Source organism: Lewinellaceae bacterium (genome assembly GCA_020636135.1).
In the GTDB taxonomy this organism is placed as follows: Bacteria; Bacteroidota; Bacteroidia; order Chitinophagales; family Saprospiraceae; genus JAGQXC01.
Genome location: JACJYK010000002.1, coordinates 531,114 through 550,402, shown reverse-complemented (window position 1 = coordinate 550,402; position 19,289 = coordinate 531,114). Strand labels below are relative to the sequence as shown.

The following is a 19,289-nucleotide window of genomic DNA, read 5'->3' as shown; positions in this document are numbered from 1 at the left end:
TCAGGATTGCCAGGCTAAATGATGAATTATTGTATTTTACCAGGATGAAGAGTAAAGGTAACAAGCTCGGCCTCTGGATGGCCATGTCATTGGTTATAGGCAACATGATCGGATCCGGCATTTTTTTCCTTCCATCGACATTGGGTGCCTACGGTGGAATCAGTATCATGGGCTGGGTATTTACTTCCACGGGGGCATTGATTCTGGCGCTCATCTTTAGCCGGCTTAGTCTTATCGTTCGCAATGTATCGGGTGGTCCATATGCATATACCCATGCAAGCCTGGGTGATTTTCCCGGGTTTTTAGTGGCCTGGGGATACATTCTCAGTGTCTGGGCTGCCAATGCGGCGATCACCGTAGCATTTGTCAGCTACCTCAGCGTTTTTATCCCCGTTCTGGGCACCAATCCATTTGCCGGTGCTATGGCTGGTGTTCTCGCCATTGCTTTTTTAACCTGGGTCAATACCAGGCCGGTACGCAATGCCGGTAGATTTCAGGTGGTTACAACTACCTTAAAGCTTGCCCCACTACTACTGATGTCATTGGTGGGCATTTTCTACATCAACCTGGATTATTTCACCCCATTCAATGTCAGTGACAGCAGTAATTTTCAGGCTATCTCGGCAACGGCAGCCCTCACGCTCTTTGCCTTCCTGGGTTTTGAGTCGGCAACCGTCCCCGCTGAAAAAATTGACAATGCGGAAAAGGTCATACCACAGGCTACCATCTGGGGAACCCTGATCACCGTAGCCGTTTATTTGTTGGGCACCATCGCGGTTATGGGTATCGTGTCGCCCGAAGAACTGGCTCAATCCAAGGCCCCTTTCGCCGATGCCGCAGCACGGATCTGGGGAGCCCCGGGTCGCTACCTGGTTGCTGCGGGTGTTGTCGTCTCCACCTTTGGAGCCCTTAACGGATGGATCCTGGTGCAGGGACAAGTCCCTTTTGCAGCTGCTCGCGATAATCTGTTTCCACCGCTCTTCAAACGCACCAACCGGTTTGACATGCCCAGCGCTGCGATCATGATCGGTAGCATCATAATCACCCTGGTGATGCTGATGAATTATTCACGTGGTTTGGTCAAGGCATTTGAGTTTCTGATCCTGGTTACCACAACCACTGTACTGGTACCCTACCTTTTTGCGGCAGCAGCTTACGCGCTGTTTGTCCTTCAGGGCAAATGGAACCCTGGTGGACCCAAAAGCCTTCACCTCATCCTTCCTACCCTGGGCTTTGCTTATTCCCTTTGGGCTGTTTCAGGCTCTGGTATGGAAGCCGTTTATTGGGGCTTTATCCTGCTGATGGCAGGCATCCCATTTTACATCTACATACGTTACCGCGCGACCAGATCCAATCCATAAAGTGTGAAAACGACGTATCAGTCAGAGACCGGGACATTGCAGTCTGTGGTCATCAAACCGGCGGCAAATGCCCTGATCAGCGATCAAAAGATCGGTGAAGAATGGAAAGCACTGAACTTCCTGGGCCCCCCTGACCGGATAGTAGCCCTTGACGAATATCAATCCTTTGAATCCGTACTGACGGAATGGAACATTGAGATCCATCATTTGCCTCCTGACCCCTTGCTGACAATGGATTCCATGTATTGCCGCGATGCTGCAATCATGACCGATCATGGGGCTATCCTGTGTCGTATGGGTAAAGCATCCCGGTCAGGAGAACCGGAAGCTGAAGCCAATTTATTTTCAGCTCTGGGTATTCCCATCCTTGGACGGATTGAGGGCGCTGGTACGCTGGAAGGAGGAGATGTCGCGTGGCTGAATCCATCCACGCTGGCTGTCGGACGCACTTACCGTACCAACGAAGAAGGTATCCGGCAATTAAAATCAATGCTCGAGCCTTGTGGCGTACAGGTAATCGTCGCCAGTCTGCCTCATTTCCGGGGACCTTCTGATGTGTTTCACCTGATGTCCATCCTCAGCCCCGTAGCCGAAGACCTGGCTGTTGTCTACTCTCCTTTAATGCCCATTGCTTTCCGGGAGACCCTGCTTGATATTGGTTATCATTTGATTGAAGTACCCGAGACAGAATTCAACCGGATTGGCTGCAACGTACTGGCGCTGTCACCCCGCATCTGCCTGATGGTGGCCGGACATCCGGTCACGCAACAACTAATGGCGGACGCCGGATGCAACGTGATTACCTATGCCGGTAACGAGATAAGCATCAAAGGGGGCGGAGGTCCAACCTGTCTCACCCGCTCATTGTTACGGCAAATAAACTAGTCTCCTCATCACAAAATAATTGCTAATCAGGACTTCGCCAAGGCAGCCTCTTCCACGTGCTGCGCATCCACACAAGCAATAGCCGCCAGGTTGACTATATTATTCACTTCCGTCCCACGTGGCAATAAATGGATGGGCTTATTGAGACCGATAATCAAAGGCCCGATCGATTTGGCCTGACTGAGTGAACGCAGCAATCTAAGACTGATGTTTCCGGAATCCAGATTGGGAAATATCAGCAGATTGGGACGACGGTGCAGGTCTGCAAAAGGATAAAGCTGGGAAATAGCTTCCTGATCGAGTGCCAGGTCAGGCTGGATCGGTCCATCCACCGGCATACCCGGTTTCATCTCCCGTACCAGTTCCACAGCCCGGTTGATTTTTTCGGTTTCCGGCGCGCGCACGGTGCCAAAGCTGGAGAACGATAGCATGGCCACCCGCGGTTCCATATGCAGTCGTTCCATCTCTTCGGCAGCCATAACGGTGATCAGGGCAAGTTCCTCACCGGTAGGATTGATGTTGACGGCGGCATCGGCGAAGAAATAGTTACGTCTTTCATGTTGAAGCATATACATGCCGGCAACCAGATTGTGATCCGGTTTTGGGCCAATGATCTTCAGTGCAGGACGTAAAACTTCCGGATAGCTCACCGTCTCTCCGGCGACCATACCGTCGGCATGCCCCATATGAACCATCATGGTAGCAAAGTAGAAGCTGTTCCGCATACTCATCTCGGCACCGGGCAATGATTTTCCTTTCCGCTGGCGCAACCGGTAATATTCTTTGATGTAATCGTCACGATAGGGCCATTTCTCCGGTTCGATGATCTCAATGCCCTCGACATCGTGGTTTAACTCATCGAAGTGAGCGATCAGCTTTTCTTTATTATCGGTCAGGAGAATGGGCTTGGCATAACCTTCCTGCAGGATCTCACAGGCAGCCCAGATGATCTTGGGATCATCCCCTTCCGGAAAGACAATTCTTTTGGGATTGCGTTGTGCCGTGGTGTAAATATTACGCATGAATTCCCTGGACCAATCCACTTTATCGCGCAATGATTCACGGTAGGCTTCCAGATTGATCTTATTCTTAGCCACACCGGTGCGGATCGCAGCCTCTGCCACTGCTGATGATGCCCACACCAGAACCCGATGGTCAAAAGGTTTCGGGATGATGTATTCCGGACCGAAGGTCAGCGTCGAATCGTTGTAGGCACGCTTGACATTATCCGGGACTTCTTCCTTGGCCAGCGCTGCCAGTGCCTGTGCAGCAGCCCGTTTCATCTCTTCATTGATCGTGGTCGCCTCTACGTCCAGTGCACCGCGGAAGATGAATGGAAAACCCAGGACATTGTTGACCTGGTTCGGATAGTCACTGCGTCCGGTTGCCACGATGGCATCCGGACGGGTGCCTTTTGCCAGCGGATAGCTGATCTCCGGATCCGGATTCGCCATGGCAAAAATGATCGGCGTATCAGCCATCGTACGGACCATTTCCGCAGTCAGAATGTTTTTTTGTGAGACGCCACAGAAGACATCCGCGCCACGCATGGCATCCGCCAGATCACGGGCATCGGTTTGCCGGAAAAATTTTTGCTTGTACTGATTCCGGTCTTCGTCACCGCGTCCTGTCCACAGGACACCCTTGCTGTCGGTCATCAGAATATTTTCCAGGCGGACGCCCAGCGAGATGTAAAAATTAGCGCAGGCAATACCGGCTGCTCCCGCGCCACTGACGACCAATCGGACATCGGCCATTTGCTTGCCTGCCAGTTCTACCGCATTGAGCAGGGCTGCCCCGGAAATGATCGCCGTACCATGCTGGTCATCATGAAATACCGGGATGTCAAGTTCTTTTTTCAGGGTTTCTTCAATGTAGAAACATTCCGGAGCCTTGATGTCCTCCAGGTTTATACCTCCAAAGGTTGGAGCTATATTGCGAACTGTACGGATCACTTCTTCCGGATCCTCTGACCCTACTTCGATATCAAAGACGTCAATGTCCGCAAACCGCTTAAACAGGACACCTTTACCTTCCATGACCGGCTTACCGGCCAGTGCCCCAATATTTCCCAGGCCCAGGACTGCAGTACCGTTACTGACTACAGCCACAAGGTTTCCCTTGGAAGTATATTTTCTGGCCAATGCAGGATCTTTGGCGATCTCCAGGCAAGGTTCAGCAACCCCCGGAGTATACGCCAGTGAAAGATCTTCCTGGGTCACACAGGGTTTGGTAGGAACGACTTCTATCTTACCACGACGGGTGTGTTCGTGGTAATGAAGCGCTGCTTTTCGCAACCCTTCCTTTTTTTTATCTTCTTGTTCCATGAATTACAATTTGGTTAAAGGCTAAATATTTTGCGAAACTAACCGTCCCGCGGGCGATTTAAAAGTGATTTTTACTATTGGTTTGGGTGATATCCAGCATTCATTGGATAAAATAGAATGATTTAAAAGTCCCAGCGTACCAGTTGCCAGACTCCGTTGGAGCCGGTTCTGGTTTCCATAACGACAAATCCCTGCCGGTAGTGCGCCCGTAACGAACGCGGATTCTCCGAGGAGACTTCAGTGATCACCGACCGGAAATTCCGCTGCAGATTCAATCTGTAATGATCGTACAAACCCTGGAATACTCCCTGGCCCCGGTGGGATTCCGCCACACAAACCTGCCCCATCGCTACATAGGGCATCCAGTCCGGATTCCCTTGTGCTTCTGCGATTTTTTCGATGCGTACAAACATAGGAGTCAGGACTGGTATCATTTCTGCAAATTGTGGTAACATCACCAGCGCATACCCCACGACCCGGTCATCTGCGAATGCAACCAGATGCCCGTAGCCGCCATGGATCTGATCCAATAATTCCGGTGTGTGTCTGGCCGTTACAAATCCCTGATCTTTCCAGACCTCCGGTGTCGTGGACTCACGTGCATTGATTGCCTGCAATTTCAGAATTTGCTCATAAGTCGCCGGCTGATCATCCAAACGATAACTGATCATAGTTACTTGATTCCAAATCCCGGGCGCCAAGGTACAACCTTTCCCCTTTAGATATCTTTATCTCTTTATGCTGAATATAAAAATTGGACACCGCTGTGGATCTTAACCGCTGGAATCAAATCCGCTATGGATTTTATGCACCTGTCTATGATCTGGCCGGGCGCCTCTTTACCCGGTCCCGCCGTAAAGCCATCCAGAGCCTGGGCCTGAGACCGGGCCAGAAGGTTTTACTGATTGGCGCCGGCACCGGACTGGACCTGGAATGGATGCCTAAAAATGTAAACCTCACAGCCATCGATCTGGCTCTGCCGATGTTAAACAGGACGAAGGCTCGGATGCTTCGACTGGGCCTCCAAGGATCGGTCATGCGGATGGATGGACAACAGATGACTTTCGCGGACCAAACCTTTGATGCCGTCATTCTGCACCTGGTGGTCACCGTCGTCCCCGATCCGGTACAATTGCTCCGAGAGGCGGTGCGCGTACTGAAACCGCAGGGAAAGATTTCCGTTTTTGATGTATTGGTGCCCCGTAATAAGAAAATCAACTGGGTGCGCCGGCTGGCTCACATTCCAGTGAATTTTTTCTTCAGTGTCATGACTTGTCAGTTCGAGAAGCTGGAAGCACAGGTAGATGAAATAATCCTGATCGAGGACTCACCGGCAGAATTCTGGGGCCAGTACCGGCGGATTCTGTTGGAGAAAAAGGATGAATCAGCGATAGATCAGTTGTTGTCGTAGCCAAAACCCTTCAGGCTCTTTTCATCATCCCGCCAGTCCTCCCGCACCTTGACGTACAACTCCAGGTAGACTTGTTTTCCGAGATAAGCTTCAATGTCCTGCCTGGCGGCAATACCTAATTTCTTAATCGCGGCTCCATCCTTGCCGATGACGATGGCTTTTTGTGTCCGCCGGGCGACATAAATGATGGCACGGATCCGGTCCAGCGTTTCACCTTCTTCATAAGCTTCGATCTGTACTTCGCAGGCGTAGGGTATTTCTTTGGAATACAACTGAAGGATCTGCCCACGTATCATTTCTGCGACAAAAAAACGGTCATGACGGTCGGAAAGCTGGTCTTTGGGATAATAGACGGGACCCTCAGGTAGCAGTGATTTAATTTTTTCCAGCAAATCCGGCAAACCTGTCTTGTCCAGTGCTGAGATCCTGAAAACGCCGTCAAAGGTTACCCATTCCGTCCATTTATCCACGACCTGCTGGATCCGCTCCGCTGGGACCAGGTCCAGCTTGTTAACGATCAGCAATTTAGGCACTTCCAGCTTTTGCAGCAGGGGGATCAACGGATCTTCAGCCTGATATCCATCATAGGGATCGGTCACCAGTACCATGATATCGGCATCATCGAAGGTGGACAATGAAAATGCATTCATCATCCGGTGTAACCCATAATTTGGATCATCAACCAATCCGGGGGTATCGGAAAATACGATTTGAAAATCATCTCCGCTAAGGATGGATAGAATACGATGTCTGGTAGTCTGTGGCTTGGAAGTAATGATGGACAATTTTTCATCCACCAATGCATTCATGAGGGTCGACTTACCTACGTTAGGCTTACCAATGATGTTTACAAATCCGGAGCGGTGTGATTCCATGTAACAAAGATAGAACCTGTGGCTTATAAAATGATCTTATACCCGGACAGAGACCTGTTGTTTTCGGAGAATGGATGATCACGCTGGAATCCGGTGAATGCCGGAAAGAAAGTAGTTGTGGAAAAAGTGCTGTGAAGGGAGGACTCGAACCTCCACGAGGGGCTTAGCCACGAGACAAATTGGAGAGTGGTCAACCCTGCCTACCGGCAGACAAGTCTGTCCTCGGTCTATCTCGCGTTTGTTGCTGGTCCTCACCCCCGAGACAAGAGGGCATGGCTGCCAATTTCATCACCTCACAGTGTGGTAATGGGTTCCTGCCTGACGGCAAATTGCCATTAAGCCGGAACCTGCCTGTTGAGTTCATCAACCGGCAGGCACCTTGAAAGCTTAACGGCGAACCATTTAATCATTTCAAAGAGGCTGTGAGGGAAGGATTCGAACCTTCACGAAGGGCTTAGGCAATCATTCATGAAATAATGTTAAGAGTGCAGGAGCTGCTTGAATTGCACTCCCGAACTGTTTCATGGAGGATCGCTTTGTCGCTGGTCTCCACCCCCGAGACAAGAGGGCATGGCTGCCAGTTTCATCACCTCACAGTATTGTATCCCGCCTGACGGCAAGCTGGTTAAGCACCCAGGTCATCCATACTTACCCTGGAATTCCTGCTGCTTTCTTAACCATTTTACAGTGTCAAAGTAATGGAGTTGAGTGTTGATGCATTGATTAGTTTGGCTTACGTATTAACTTCACTATTCCAATCTGGCCAAAGATCAACGACTCAACTTCATTTACATAGCCTTTCCGATTTCAGATCTTTATCTGATGATGCAAATTTAAAGCAATTGCTATTTTTCGTGCAAATTATTTAAAGAATATCCTGATATTTTTATAATATTCTAAACTATTTAAACAATAATTGCCTCAATTGTAATCACAGACTAAATTTACAGCCGCATTTTTGAGATTTTTTCAATTGGTATGGCAAGCAGAAAACCTTTACCTTAGGAGTATGACGCTGCATCATCGCATTGGCTTGTTATCGATCTCTCTCATCGCAGGGGCCTGGTTGTGGCTGGGCTCACAGAGCTCTGTGCCTCCTTTAGGTGAACCCAGGTCTATCCGCATCAAAGGGGTCACCCTCGAGGCACCTCCCCGCCCGACACCGGATAGTCCCCTCACGGAGATTACCCAGGTCAATGCCAACTGGATTGCCATCATTCCATTTGGCTTCACCCGCCAGGAATCGGCTCAGGTCCAGTTCAACAGCGACCGCCAGTGGTGGGGAGAACGCACCGCCGGCGTGCGGGAGACCATCGTACATGCCCACAACCGCAACTTAAAAGTCATGCTCAAACCACAATTGTGGATTCGCGGAATGTGGACAGGAGATCTGGAATTTAAGCAGGAGGAGCAATGGCAATCCTGGGAACAGTCGTATGCCGACTTCATTCTGACTTTCGCGCGGCTTGCAGACTCACTGCAGGTAGACCTTTTTTGTATGGGAACAGAGTTCCGCAAAGCCATCGCAGCCCGTCCTGACTTCTGGATAACCCTGATCAGCCAGATACGTCAGGTCTACCATGGATCGATAACCTATGCTGCCAACTGGGATGACTTCGATCGGGTACCTTTCTGGGATTCACTGGATTTGGTGGGCATCAATGCCTATTTTCCGCTCATTCGAGACGAGAACCCGTCCGTTGACGCCCTGATCAAAGCCTGGAAACCCTACCGGAAGAAAATCAACAGCTGGGCTGCGAAAACGGGCAAACCAGTGGTGTTTACCGAATACGGCTACCTCAGTGTCGACGGCTGTGCGTACAACACGTGGGAACTGGAAGACCGACTTCCCGACTGCCGGTCCAACGAGTTGGCCCAGGCCAATGCGTACGAAGCCCTCTACACCGTCTGGTCTCAGGAACCTTACTGGCAGGGGGGATTTCTGTGGAAATGGTATCCCCAGATCAACAGTCACCACCGCCACCTGGATAAGGATTATACGCCACAGGGGAAAATTGCCCAAAACGTGATTACCCGCTGGTATCAACCCTGATGGGTCTGAGCTCTATTTTGTAGCTTGGCATCCAAAGTCAGTGTCCATGCAGTATTTCAAACGCATCATCGATCTTCACAAATACCTGAGCCAGGCCCGCGCCAATGGCCTGACCATCGGGTTTGCTCCTACGATGGGAGCACTGCACCCCGGTCACATGTCCCTGATCCATGACAGCAAACAGCAGAATGATATTACCATTTGCTCCATATTCGTCAACCCCACCCAATTCAACGATCCTGCCGATCTGGAAAAATACCCCCGCACCGTGGCAGAGGACCTTGACCTGCTGTACGATCATGCCTGTGACGTGGTTTTCTTACCCACCGTCACCGAGATCTACCCACCGGATGGCATCCAGACCCCGGAGCTGGACTTCGAAGGACTCACGAATGTTATGGAAGGCGCATTCCGTCCGGGCCATTTCGCCGGTGTCGCCCAGGTCGTCTACCGCCTGCTGAATATTATCCGCCCGGACCGGCTCTACATGGGACAAAAGGACTACCAGCAATGGACGATCATCCACAGTATGCTGGAACAGCTGCAATTACCCATTGAACTGGTCATGTGTACGACGGTACGCGAACCGGACGGTCTGGCCATGAGCTCGCGGAACCGCCGCCTGACCTCAGAATTCCGTCAGAAAGCCACCATCCTGTACCAAACACTGAGTACTTGCCTGGAGTCGATCATGGAAGGAAATAAGGATTACCGGCAGCTGGAAAAAGAAGCGAAAGACACCATCCTGGCCGCCGGACTGGAGCCGGAATATTTTCAGATCGCCGATGGATATACCCTGCAGGCAGCCCATCCGGCCAGACCATCGAAAAGACTGGTCATTTGCGTCGCCGCCTGGGCAGGAGATGTAAGACTCATCGACAACCTTTATCTGAATCTTTAATGTTTAACTTATTTTATTTTGGAAGCTGATTCAAAAATCTGGTTCAAATTGCCCGACGGCGGTACAGAATCCTTATGGGCAACCAAACTTTCAGACAATAACTATCTCCTAGAGAACTCTCCTTTCTATGCATATGGTGTGAGTTTTAAGGATATTGTAAGTGTAAAAACCGGAGAGAATGCAGAGTTAATTTTCGATTCAGTTGTTTCACGGTCCGGTCACTCAACCTATCGTATTTTTTTACTCGAGCCATTAAATAGACAAGCATTTCGAAAGTTTTGGGGTCATCTTGAAGCCATAGGCTGCACGTATGAACAAGCCAGTGATAAATATTATTCAATTGATATTCCAAAATCAACCAATGTGATTGAGGTTTACGACATATTGCAAAAAGCTGAGGAAGATAGTATTTGGGAGTTTGAAGAGGCACACTGTGATCACCAACCTAACTAATATTCGACACTAAACCAGCTGAATCTGCACACCTCTGAATTAAAATTTAGAGTTAGAATCAAGTTAGCTTACCAAATTCAAAATCTCAACCCATAAACTGATCCCCTCATTAACTCATTAACTCTCCACCAGAACCTTTCCCCACTACTTAACTGTTTAGTAACGCAGACACCCTTATGGGAATGTCCCTGGTTTCTTTAATTTTGCACCGCCATGTTCTTACAGATATTCAAATCCAAAATTCACCGGGCCCGGGTCACCGAAGCCAACCTGAACTATGTGGGTAGCATCACCATCGACGAAGCACTCATGGAGGCCGCCCAGCTGCTGGAAGGGGAGCGCGTCCAGATCGTGAACAACAACAATGGTGAACGGCTGGAAACCTATGTGATCAAAGGTGAGCGGGGTAGTGGAAAGATCTGTCTGAACGGGGCCGCAGCCCGCAAAGCGGAGATTGGTGATATCGTCATCATCATTTCATATGCCTGGATGACGCCCGAAGAAGCGCGTACGTACAAACCGGCTACTGTCTTTCCGGATGAAAAGAACCAACTAAACGATTAAACTTTGGCGATCCAACGCAAAGCTATCCTGCAATCTGCCCTGTCCTTTCTGGTTGGCTTTGCCATCCTGTTTTGGGTTTTCCGGTCCAATGGGGCAACCATCCAGGAAACGATAGAAGATTTTCGCTCGGTACCCGTCATCTGGCTGGTGCTATGTTGCCTGGCATTCATGCTCAGCAACCTCAGCCGTGCGGTACGCTGGAATATGCTGCTTCAACCACTGGGGTATCAGCCGCGCCTGGTCAATTCATTTCTCGCCGTCATGATCGGCTATCTGGCCAATATGGGCATACCCCGTTCCGGAGAATTGTTGCGGCCTGCGTCACTTACCCGGTATGAAAAAATTCCAATCGAGAGTACCGTCGGCACCACCGTGACCGACCGGTTACTGGATTTTCTCAGCTTGTTCATCATCATGGCGCTCGGGTTTGTTTTAAAAGGGAGGCTGTTGCTCGATAAACTGATGGAGCTGACCTCCCTGGATCACCTGGGCAATCAATTCTTACCCCTGGCGGTCATCGGTGTGGTGGGAATAGCCATAGCCTGGATACTCATTCGCTGGATACTCAATAGCACACATCATCTGGCCATCCGACTGAAAGGCATGTATCTGGGACTCCGGGACGGCCTGATCAGCATCCTGAAGATCAGGAAACCGGGATGGCTGATCATCCACAGTCTGGTCATCTGGTTGCTGTACATCTCGATGACCTATTTTTGTTTCAAAGGATTTGCACCTACGGCACACATCACCTGGGACCAAACCATTGTAGTATTTGTGTTTGGCGCCTTTGGGATGGTTGTTCCGACACCGGGAGGCATGGGCAGTTACCAGTTTTTTATCCAGACCGGACTATTATTATTTGGCATCAGTGAATCCGTTGGCCTGGCTATTGCCAACATCATTTGGTTTACCATCAGCATCATTTGTAATTTAGGATTCGGACTGCTCGCCGTATTTTTATTACCAATCATTAATCGTACGCCGATTGGAGCACAGCAAACCGAACATAAACCCTCCTAAATGGGCTGACTGGGATCATGCCCTGGAGGTGGTTAAAACCTGGAAAAGACAGGGACTGCGGATTGTATTGACCAATGGCTGTTATGACTTGCTGCACTACGGACACATTTACCTGCTGACCCGGGCTAAGGCCCTGGGTGATAAGCTTATCCTGGCGGTAAACACGCCGGAAAGCATCCGCAAATTAAAAGGACCCAACCGGCCTATTCTGGACCGACAGTCCCGTATATATATCCTCAGCGCCCTGGAGCCCGTAGATTTACTGGTGGAGTTCAGTCAGGACACCCCGCTGGAACTGATCCGCCTGCTGCAACCGGACATCCTGGTTAAGGGCGGTGATTACCAGCCGGATAAGATCGTCGGAGCGGAGGTACTGGCTGCATACGGTGGAGAAGTAGTGGTCATTCCATTTCAACCAGGCTTTTCGACCACCGGAATTGCACAAAAAATGAACGACTGATGGAGTTAAGAACGCTGATACACCACCTTGAATCCATAGCGCCTCCCCACTACCAGGAATCTTACGACAATTCCGGGCTGATCACCGGAGATCCGGGCCAGGAGATCACCGGGGTCCTGACCTGCCTGGATGCCATCGAACCCGTCATTGACGAAGCCATTGCATTGGGATACAATGTGGTGGTTGCTCATCATCCCATCCTATTCCGGGGTATCAAAAGTCTGACCGGATCGAATTATGTGGAGCGAACGCTGCTCAAGGCCATCCGGCATCACATCGCCATTTACGCCATCCACACCAATCTGGACCACATGTACCATCAGGGCGTCAACTCCAGGATCGCCCAAAAGCTGGGCCTGAAAGACACCCGCATTCTGGCTCCCAAAAGCCCTGACGATCCTCTGGTGGGCGCCGGCATGATTGGCATGTTGCCAGTAGCCACGGATGAAACTGTGTTCCTGGACCAGGTGAAAACCAATATGCAGACCCGGTGCATTCGTCACACCAAATTGCGGAATAAGCCGGTAAGGACCGTTGTCGTCTGTGGCGGCTCCGGAGGATTTCTACTGGAGCAGGCGATAGCTGAAAAGGCCGACTTCCTGGTCACCGCCGATTTTAAATACCATGAATTCTTTGATGCCGATGGTCAGATCGTCATCGCTGACATCGGACACTTTGAAAGTGAACAATTTACGATCGAATTATTGCACGAAATTATTACCGAGAAATTTACTAATTTTGCGGTCCGTTGTACGAAGCATATTACGAATCCAGTAAATTACTACATATAATATGGCAGTTCAAGAGCAATCCATCGCCGACAAACTGAAACTTCTCTACCGCTTACAAACCATTGATTCACAAATCGATGAGATCGAAATCTTCAAAGGAGAGCTTCCGATAGAAGTACGTGACCTGGAAGATGAAATCGCCGGTTTACAGACCCGCATCAACCGCCTCCAGGATAACATCAACGACATCAAGAAGGAGGCGAACCAGCACCGTGCGAACATCAAAGACTCGGAAGGGCTCATTCAGCGCTACGACAAACAACTGGAAACGGTAAAAAATAACCGGGAATACGATGCCCTGACCAAGGAGATCGAGATGCAGAAACTGGAAATCCAGCTATCGGAGAAGAAGATCGGAGACACCCAGAAAAATCTGGTAGCCAAAGAGGAAATGCTGGTTCAGGCTCAGGAGGTCATCAAGCAGAAGCAGAAAGCCCTGGATGAAAAAAAGGTTGAACTCGAGAAGATCATTGAGAAGACGGAGAAAGAGGAGAAAGAACTGGCCAAATTATCCAATGATGCCAAAGAGCACATCGAGGACCGCCTGCTGCGCGCTTATCAGAAGATCCGCGTTACCTACCGCAACGGTCTGGCTGTCGTACCGGTACGCCGTAATGCCTGCGGTGGCTGCTTCAATGTCATTCCGCCCCAGGTTCAATTGGAGATCGGACAGCGCAAAAAGATCATCGCTTGCGAACATTGTGGCCGCGTACTGGTCGACGACGAGATCATCAACGAGGTAGAAGCAGAAACACTGGTCAAGTAATTTACCGGGCACCTTGCCGGTTAAGCACCATTCTCACCGCATTTTTTGCAGGATAACTTTGTACGGATAAGCTATGCCTTATACCAAAGGTGAATTCTGTGCATTCATCCAGGACAATTCGGATCCGGGTGAGTTCCATTGCCTTATTTGGATTACATTCGCATAATGCACCACCTTTGGGAACCATACCGCTGGTATTTACTGCCCTTCCTGCTGGGATTTTTACTGCCATCTGCCGGATTTGGCAGCAGCCTGGATTACCGCTTCACCCCGCCACTGGAGAAGGCCTACCACCTCATCACCACCTTGCGGCTCACGGAAGGCCAGCGAATGCTCGAACAAATCAAAAGAGACGACCCGGATAACCTCATCATTGACTACCTGGATAATTACATTGATTTTTTCACGCTTTTCATCTCGGAGGATTACCAGGATTACCGGCTGAGAAGCCAGCATCTGGAGGCACGCCTGGACCGGCTGGCCAAAGGCGATGCTGCCTCGGCCTACCACCAGTTCATTCAGGCGGAAGTGCTGCTGCAGTGGGCTATTGTCCGTCTGAAATTCGAAGAATATTATCCCGCCTATACCGAAGTGCGGCGCGCCTACCGCCTTCTGGAGCGCAATCAGCGACAATTTCCGGGGTTCATTGCCAACCTGAAAAGCCTGGGCATCCTGCATGCCCTGGTGGGTACGGTACCTGACCGTTTCAAGGGCCTCTTCAGTTTTTTCAGTGGCATGCACGGCACCATTCGCCAGGGTCGGGAAGAGATCGAACAAGTGCTTGCCTACTCGGAAAAAGAGCAGTTCATCTTCAGGGAGGAAACCCTGGTAGAGTACGCTTTTCTCCTGCTGCACCTGAAAAATGAAGGAGAGGAAGCCTGGAACCTGCTGGAAACGCGACTGGATGGGGTGACCACCAATCCGCTCCTGATCTTTGTCAAAGCGTCCATCGCCATGCATACCGGCCGCAACGACGAGGCCATCGCGCTCCTGGAAAAGAAGCCCACGGATGCTGCCTATTTCCCCTTTTACTACCTGGACTTCATCCTTGGCCTGGCCAAGCTGCGCCGACTGGATGCAGACGCTGATCAGCCATTGCTTAAGTTTGTCAACCGGTTTCACGGCCGTCTGTACATCAAGGAGGCCTACCAGAAACTGAGCTGGTACGCCCTGCTGCATCACCAAACCCAACAGCAGCAATCGTATCGCCAGGCCTGTCTGGCTCAGGGATCAACACTCCTGGATGAAGACGCCAATGCCTACCAGGAAGCCAGATCGAACGAATGGCCGGAGACTGACCTGCTGCGTGCTCAGCTGCTATTTGACGGAGGTTATTATTTGCGGGCCCTGAAAGCTGTGCAGGAAGCGCCGGATCAACCTGCCGAATTCCTGCTGGAAAAGACCTACCGCAGCGGCCGCATTTATCATGCCATGGGGAATGTCGAAGCCGCCCGGAAAGATTACCTGCAGACGCTGGAGCTGGGAGCGCACTCCGGTAAATACTTTGCCTGCAATGCCGCATTATTGCTTGGTCAGATCGCCGAACAGGAGAGAAAATGGGATGAAGCCCGCACCTACTACGAACGCTGCCTGACCATGGAACCCGACAGCTACAAGACCGGCCTCCACCAGAAAGCTAAGGCGGGAATAAACCGCGTGGAAGGGAGGTGATGAAATGAATGTTGAGGGTTGAATTTTGAATGCTGAATGGGGTTGTAAGTTAGAAATTAGGTGTATATTTGCGATCCAATTTTACGGCGTGGTAGCTTCCCGACGATAGCTGTCGGGACAGGCGCTTCGCCACCACTTGTTGCACGGCGTGGTAGCTCAGCAGGTTAGAGCGCAGGATTCATAATCCTGAGGTCGGGAGTTCAAGTCTCCCCCACGCTACTAAAGCACTCTTCGGGGTGCTTTTTTTGTTTTATTCACTGTGCTCAATACTGCCGGGTAGTGCGCCCGTACGGGAGGTCGGGAATTCAAGTCTCCCCCACGCTACTTCAAGCACTCTTCGGGGTGCTTTTTTTGTTTTATTCACTGTGCTCAATACTGCCGGGTAGTGCGCCCGTACGGGAGGTCGGGAGTTCAAGTCTCCCCCACGCTACTTCAAGCACTCTTCGGGGTGCTTTTTTTGTTTTATTCACTGTGCTCAATACTGCCGGGTAGTGCGCCCGTACGGGAGGTCGGGAGTTCAAGTCTCCCCCACGCTACTTCAAGCACTCTTCGGGGTGCTTTTTTTGTTTTATTCACTGTGCTCAATACTGCCGGGTAGTGCGCCCCGTACGGGAGGTCGGGAGTTCAAGTCTCCCCACGCTACTTCAAGCACTCTTCGGGGTGCTTTTTTGTTTTATTCACTGTGCTCAATACTGCCGGGTAGTGCGCCCGTACGGGAGGTCGGGAGTTCAAGTCTCCCCCACGCTACTTCAAGCACTCTTCGGGGTGCTTTTTTTGTTTTATTCATTGTGCTCAATACTGCCGGGTTGTGCGTCCGTATGGGAGCTCGGGAGTTCAAGTCTCCCCCACGCTGATTAAGTACTCTTCGGGGTGCTTTTTTGTTTTATTCATTGTGCTCAATACTGCCGGGTTGTGCGTCCGTACGGGAGCTCGGGAGTTCAAGTCTCCCCCACGCTGATTAAGTACTCTTCGGGGTGCTTTTTTGTTTTATTCATTGTGCTCAATACTGCCGGGTTGTGCGCCCGTACGGGAGGTCGGGAGTTCAAGTCTCCCCCACGCTATTTCAAGCACTCCTCGGGGTGCTTTTTTATTTTATGCATTGTGCTCAATACTGCCGGGTAGTGCGCCCGTACGGGAGGTCGGGAGTTCAAGTCTCCCCCACGCTACTAAAGCACTCTTCGGGGTGCTTTTTTGTTTTATACATTGTACTCAATACTGCCGCGTAGTTCGCCCGTACGGGAGGTCGGGAGTTCAAGTCTCCCCCACGCTACTAAAGCACTCCTCGGGGTGCTTTTTTTGTTTTATTCACTGTGCTCAATACTGCCGCGTAGTGCGTCCGTACGGGAGGTCGGGAGTTCATCCCGATAACTATCAGGCCACATGTTACTTAGCTCTCCTTGAGATTCTTTTTTTGTTTATATTTCTGCTCATGTACTTCTTCTATGTCCTATACAGCCTGAATGACCATAAACTCTACAAGGGCTTTTCCGGAGATATTCCTTTCAGACTATTGAAACATTTCAACGGCGGGGTAAATTCTACCAGATTTCGAAGACCCCTCGTCCTTATCCATCTTGAATCCTTTGATTCCAAACAAGAGGCAATGGCCAGAGAAAGTTGGTCTAAATCGCTTGAAGGGGGTAGTGCACTAAAACAATTGCTTGTATCCAAGGGTATTTTAGATAGCAATTTTTCTCTAAATCTCAATACTACCGGGTAGTGCGCCCGTACGGGAGGTCGGGAGTTCAAGTCTCCCCCACGCTACTAAAGCACTCTTCGGGGTGCTTTTTTGTTTTTTACGTTATGCTAAACCCAGGCAGGAACTTGCCCAAGGAACCAAATATTCAAATACCTCGTTATATAAATGCATCAGGTTATCCCTGGTAAATTTAATTATTTGCTTAATCAAATCGTTGGCCTATGAAAACCAAACCAATCTCAGCGTGGATCCTGATGGTCCTGCTCACCTTCGCTCTACTTGATGGCGCTGGTGGTGGAGGTGGAAATTTAGCCTTGAGTGCTGGCGGCGGCGGTAACTTTGCTTTGTCTGCCGGCGGCGGCGGGCACTAACCCGCCCGCGCATACACACCTCGTAGTACGAATGACATAACACGGCCTTCTGGCCATAGAAAAAATCGAAAGGGGTTTCAGCACAGTCTGGAACCCTTTTTCATTTTATACCATACCCTTTGAATTAAACCGTCCTTCCTGGACAACACACGGATTTCAAGCCGATCCATGAAGTCTCCAACTACAGGCCCCAGACTAAATTCCATCTTAATTGCTGCCACCGTCCCTGAATTACCGTACATTAAATGGATCAAATAAAACGCCATAACTTTCCAAACCATGAAATTCCCCAATGCGCTGGCTATCATCGTTGGTTTTGTCTTGTTCGCGGGTATCCTGACCTACGTGATACCCCAGGGTGAATTTGACCGGGTTAAGGATGAAGAATCAGGACGCGAAATGGTGGTGGAAGGGTCCTATCATCAGGTCGAGGCAGACCGCTTATCTCCATTTGACATTTTGCTGACCATACCCCGTGGGATCGAAGGAAGGGCCGATCTGATCGTACTCATCTTTCTCATCGGCGGTGCTTTTGTGGTCATTGATAAGACAGGTGCCCTTGCCGCCGGTATTGACTTCCTGGCTGGAAAAGTGGCCGGAAAAGAGTGGGCGGCCCTGGTGGCATTGAGTGGTGTGTTTACGTTTGGTGGCGTTGTGGAGGGCATGCAGGAAGAGCTGATTGGTATGATTCCCGTCATCCTGCTGTTGGGCCGGAAATTGAATTACAATGCGCTGGCCATGTTATCCGTCAGTTTCGGTTCCGCCGTGGTCGGGGCTGCCTTCAGCCCGATGAATCCGTTTTCGGTAGTCATCGCCCAGGAAGTTGCGGACCTGCCCTTCCTGTCCGGGTTCGGCTACCGGTTCCTGATCCTGATTGTGGCTTTTGGCCTGTGGACGTGGATCGGCATCCGGTATGCCATTCGCAATAAAACCGTTGCAACGGAAGCGGATTCGGAAGTATTACAATCTTCTAAATTATCGAACCGCCACCTGTTGATCCTGGTGCTCATACCCATTGCCTTTGCGTTGCTCGTATTTGGCTTCCTCAAACTTGACTGGGGTTTTGAGGAAATGTCAGCCGAATTTTTCTTTGTTGGCATTCTTGCCGGATTGATCGGAGGACTGGGCATCAATGGTACCAGTGAAGCGTATATCCAGGGGTTTAAAGACATGACCTTTGCCTGCATGGTCGTAGGGGTCGCCAACAGCATATCTTTAGTGCTCAAGGATGGAACGGTCATCGACACCATCGTGTACGGTTTATTCACTCCGTTGAAGTATCTGCCTTCCGATATGTCGGCTATCGGAATGATGCTGGCGCAGTCGGCCCTGCACTTTCCGGTTCCCAGTTATTCAGGACAGGCGATCCTGACCATGCCTATTCTGATCCCTTTATCGGATCTGCTGCACATCTCCCGGCAAGTCTGCATTCTTGCATACCAATACGGTGCCGTCATGATGGATCTGATCCTACCCACCAATGGAACCTTAATGGCCATCATCGCCATAGCGGGCATTTCCTATAATAAATGGTTTGCGTTTATCTACCGTAAAATTCTCATCATCATGGTATTGGCAGCGATTGCCATCCTGATCGCAAGACACACCGGTTTTTAAGACTTGATGAAGTAATGACACATTTATCCGGCTTTAGACGTTAACTAGAGGTAAACCGACA

Annotated in this window: 18 protein-coding genes and 1 tRNA gene; 16 read left to right on the top strand and 3 right to left on the bottom strand. The window is 50.4% G+C overall.

Translation table 11 applies throughout. The features are described 5' to 3' along the window. Positions 1–44 precede the first annotated feature (44 nt). Both H6570_17390 and H6570_17385 read left to right on the top strand, forming a co-directional pair. Complete coding sequence (locus H6570_17390; protein ID MCB9321061.1) at positions 45–1,361, top strand: amino acid permease; 1,317 nt, start codon at positions 45–47, stop codon at positions 1,359–1,361. 3 nt (positions 1,362–1,364) lie between these two features. Then, positions 1,365–2,246: a hypothetical protein gene (locus H6570_17385; protein ID MCB9321060.1), complete on the top strand. Its 882-nt coding sequence runs from the start codon at positions 1,365–1,367 to the stop codon at positions 2,244–2,246. A 26-nt stretch (positions 2,247–2,272) separates the two neighbouring features. On the opposite strand, the gene H6570_17380 is transcribed toward H6570_17385, so the two are convergent. Continuing rightward, positions 2,273–4,573 (bottom strand): NADP-dependent malic enzyme, encoded by a 2,301-nt coding sequence (locus H6570_17380; GenBank protein ID MCB9321059.1) that lies wholly within the window; start codon positions 4,571–4,573, stop codon positions 2,273–2,275. A 122-nt stretch (positions 4,574–4,695) separates the two neighbouring features. Further along, positions 4,696–5,244 (bottom strand): GNAT family N-acetyltransferase, encoded by a 549-nt coding sequence (locus tag H6570_17375; protein ID MCB9321058.1) that lies wholly within the window; start codon positions 5,242–5,244, stop codon positions 4,696–4,698. A 95-nt stretch (positions 5,245–5,339) separates the two neighbouring features. Here H6570_17375 and H6570_17370 point away from each other — a divergent pair, with 95 nt between their 5' ends. Next, on the top strand, positions 5,340–5,984 hold the full coding sequence (locus H6570_17370) for a methyltransferase domain-containing protein (GenBank protein MCB9321057.1): 645 nt from the start codon (positions 5,340–5,342) through the stop codon (positions 5,982–5,984). Here H6570_17370 and era read toward each other — a convergent pair. Further along, a complete protein-coding gene (gene era, locus H6570_17365; GenBank protein MCB9321056.1) occupies positions 5,969–6,859 on the bottom strand; it encodes a GTPase Era in 891 nt (296 codons plus the stop codon). The genes H6570_17370 and era overlap by 16 nt on opposite strands. Before the next feature lie 1,009 nt (positions 6,860–7,868). Between era and H6570_17360 the strand changes: the two genes are divergently transcribed. The 13 genes from H6570_17360 (at position 7,869) to H6570_17300 (ending at position 19,228) form a co-directional block, all read left to right on the top strand. Further along, positions 7,869–8,912: a hypothetical protein gene (locus tag H6570_17360; GenBank protein ID MCB9321055.1), complete on the top strand. Its 1,044-nt coding sequence runs from the start codon at positions 7,869–7,871 to the stop codon at positions 8,910–8,912. A 46-nt stretch (positions 8,913–8,958) separates the two neighbouring features. After that, on the top strand, positions 8,959–9,813 hold the full coding sequence (locus H6570_17355) for a pantoate--beta-alanine ligase (GenBank protein ID MCB9321054.1): 855 nt from the start codon (positions 8,959–8,961) through the stop codon (positions 9,811–9,813). A gap of 18 nt (positions 9,814–9,831) precedes the next feature. Beyond that, positions 9,832–10,266, top strand: a complete 435-nt coding sequence (locus tag H6570_17350) for a DUF4265 domain-containing protein (protein MCB9321053.1) — start codon at positions 9,832–9,834, stop codon at positions 10,264–10,266. Between the two features lie 213 nt (positions 10,267–10,479). Further along, positions 10,480–10,830: an aspartate 1-decarboxylase gene (locus tag H6570_17345; protein MCB9321052.1), complete on the top strand. Its 351-nt coding sequence runs from the start codon at positions 10,480–10,482 to the stop codon at positions 10,828–10,830. 3 nt (positions 10,831–10,833) lie between these two features. Then, complete coding sequence (locus H6570_17340; GenBank protein ID MCB9321051.1) at positions 10,834–11,853, top strand: flippase-like domain-containing protein; 1,020 nt, start codon at positions 10,834–10,836, stop codon at positions 11,851–11,853. A gap of 22 nt (positions 11,854–11,875) precedes the next feature. Beyond that, on the top strand, positions 11,876–12,313 hold the full coding sequence (gene rfaE2 / locus H6570_17335; protein MCB9321050.1) for a D-glycero-beta-D-manno-heptose 1-phosphate adenylyltransferase: 438 nt from the start codon (positions 11,876–11,878) through the stop codon (positions 12,311–12,313). Next, entirely contained in the window at positions 12,313–13,104 is a 792-nt protein-coding gene (locus tag H6570_17330; GenBank protein ID MCB9321049.1) for a Nif3-like dinuclear metal center hexameric protein, read from the top strand. Before rfaE2 ends, H6570_17330 begins: the two co-directional genes overlap by 1 nt. A gap of 1 nt (position 13,105) precedes the next feature. Next, on the top strand, positions 13,106–13,870 hold the full coding sequence (locus H6570_17325; GenBank protein MCB9321048.1) for a hypothetical protein: 765 nt from the start codon (positions 13,106–13,108) through the stop codon (positions 13,868–13,870). Positions 13,871–14,035: 165 nt separating this feature from the next. Then, positions 14,036–15,541: a tetratricopeptide repeat protein gene (locus H6570_17320; protein ID MCB9321047.1), complete on the top strand. Its 1,506-nt coding sequence runs from the start codon at positions 14,036–14,038 to the stop codon at positions 15,539–15,541. Between the two features lie 145 nt (positions 15,542–15,686). After that, positions 15,687–15,760: transfer RNA gene (locus tag H6570_17315), tRNA-Met, on the top strand. A gap of 1,210 nt (positions 15,761–16,970) precedes the next feature. After that, on the top strand, positions 16,971–17,261 hold the full coding sequence (locus H6570_17310; protein MCB9321046.1) for a GIY-YIG nuclease family protein: 291 nt from the start codon (positions 16,971–16,973) through the stop codon (positions 17,259–17,261). Between the two features lie 200 nt (positions 17,262–17,461). Then, positions 17,462–17,611 carry a hypothetical protein gene (locus H6570_17305; protein MCB9321045.1) on the top strand — a complete coding sequence of 50 codons (150 nt, stop codon included), beginning with the start codon at positions 17,462–17,464 and terminating at the stop codon, positions 17,609–17,611. A 279-nt stretch (positions 17,612–17,890) separates the two neighbouring features. Further along, positions 17,891–19,228, top strand: a complete 1,338-nt coding sequence (locus H6570_17300) for a YfcC family protein (GenBank protein MCB9321044.1) — start codon at positions 17,891–17,893, stop codon at positions 19,226–19,228. The last annotated feature ends 61 nt before the right edge of the window (positions 19,229–19,289 follow it).

Excerpts from the sequence above, each read along its gene's own strand:
- H6570_17390 (MCB9321061.1), top strand. The coding sequence starts at position 45 with ATGAAGAGTAAAGGTAACAAGCTCGGCCTCTGGATGGCCATGTCATTG.
- H6570_17380 (MCB9321059.1), bottom strand. The coding sequence starts at position 4,573 with ATGGAACAAGAAGATAAAAAAAAGGAAGGGTTGCGAAAAGCAGCGCTT.
- H6570_17375 (MCB9321058.1), bottom strand. The coding sequence starts at position 5,244 with ATGATCAGTTATCGTTTGGATGATCAGCCGGCGACTTATGAGCAAATT.
- era (MCB9321056.1), bottom strand. The coding sequence starts at position 6,859 with ATGGAATCACACCGCTCCGGATTTGTAAACATCATTGGTAAGCCTAAC.
- H6570_17360 (MCB9321055.1), top strand. The coding sequence starts at position 7,869 with ATGACGCTGCATCATCGCATTGGCTTGTTATCGATCTCTCTCATCGCA.
- H6570_17355 (MCB9321054.1), top strand. The coding sequence starts at position 8,959 with ATGCAGTATTTCAAACGCATCATCGATCTTCACAAATACCTGAGCCAG.
- H6570_17345 (MCB9321052.1), top strand. The coding sequence starts at position 10,480 with ATGTTCTTACAGATATTCAAATCCAAAATTCACCGGGCCCGGGTCACC.
- H6570_17330 (MCB9321049.1), top strand. The coding sequence starts at position 12,313 with ATGGAGTTAAGAACGCTGATACACCACCTTGAATCCATAGCGCCTCCC.
- H6570_17325 (MCB9321048.1), top strand. The coding sequence starts at position 13,106 with ATGGCAGTTCAAGAGCAATCCATCGCCGACAAACTGAAACTTCTCTAC.
- H6570_17320 (MCB9321047.1), top strand. The coding sequence starts at position 14,036 with ATGCACCACCTTTGGGAACCATACCGCTGGTATTTACTGCCCTTCCTG.
- H6570_17310 (MCB9321046.1), top strand. The coding sequence starts at position 16,971 with ATGTACTTCTTCTATGTCCTATACAGCCTGAATGACCATAAACTCTAC.
- H6570_17305 (MCB9321045.1), top strand. The coding sequence starts at position 17,462 with ATGAAAACCAAACCAATCTCAGCGTGGATCCTGATGGTCCTGCTCACC.
- H6570_17300 (MCB9321044.1), top strand. The coding sequence starts at position 17,891 with ATGAAATTCCCCAATGCGCTGGCTATCATCGTTGGTTTTGTCTTGTTC.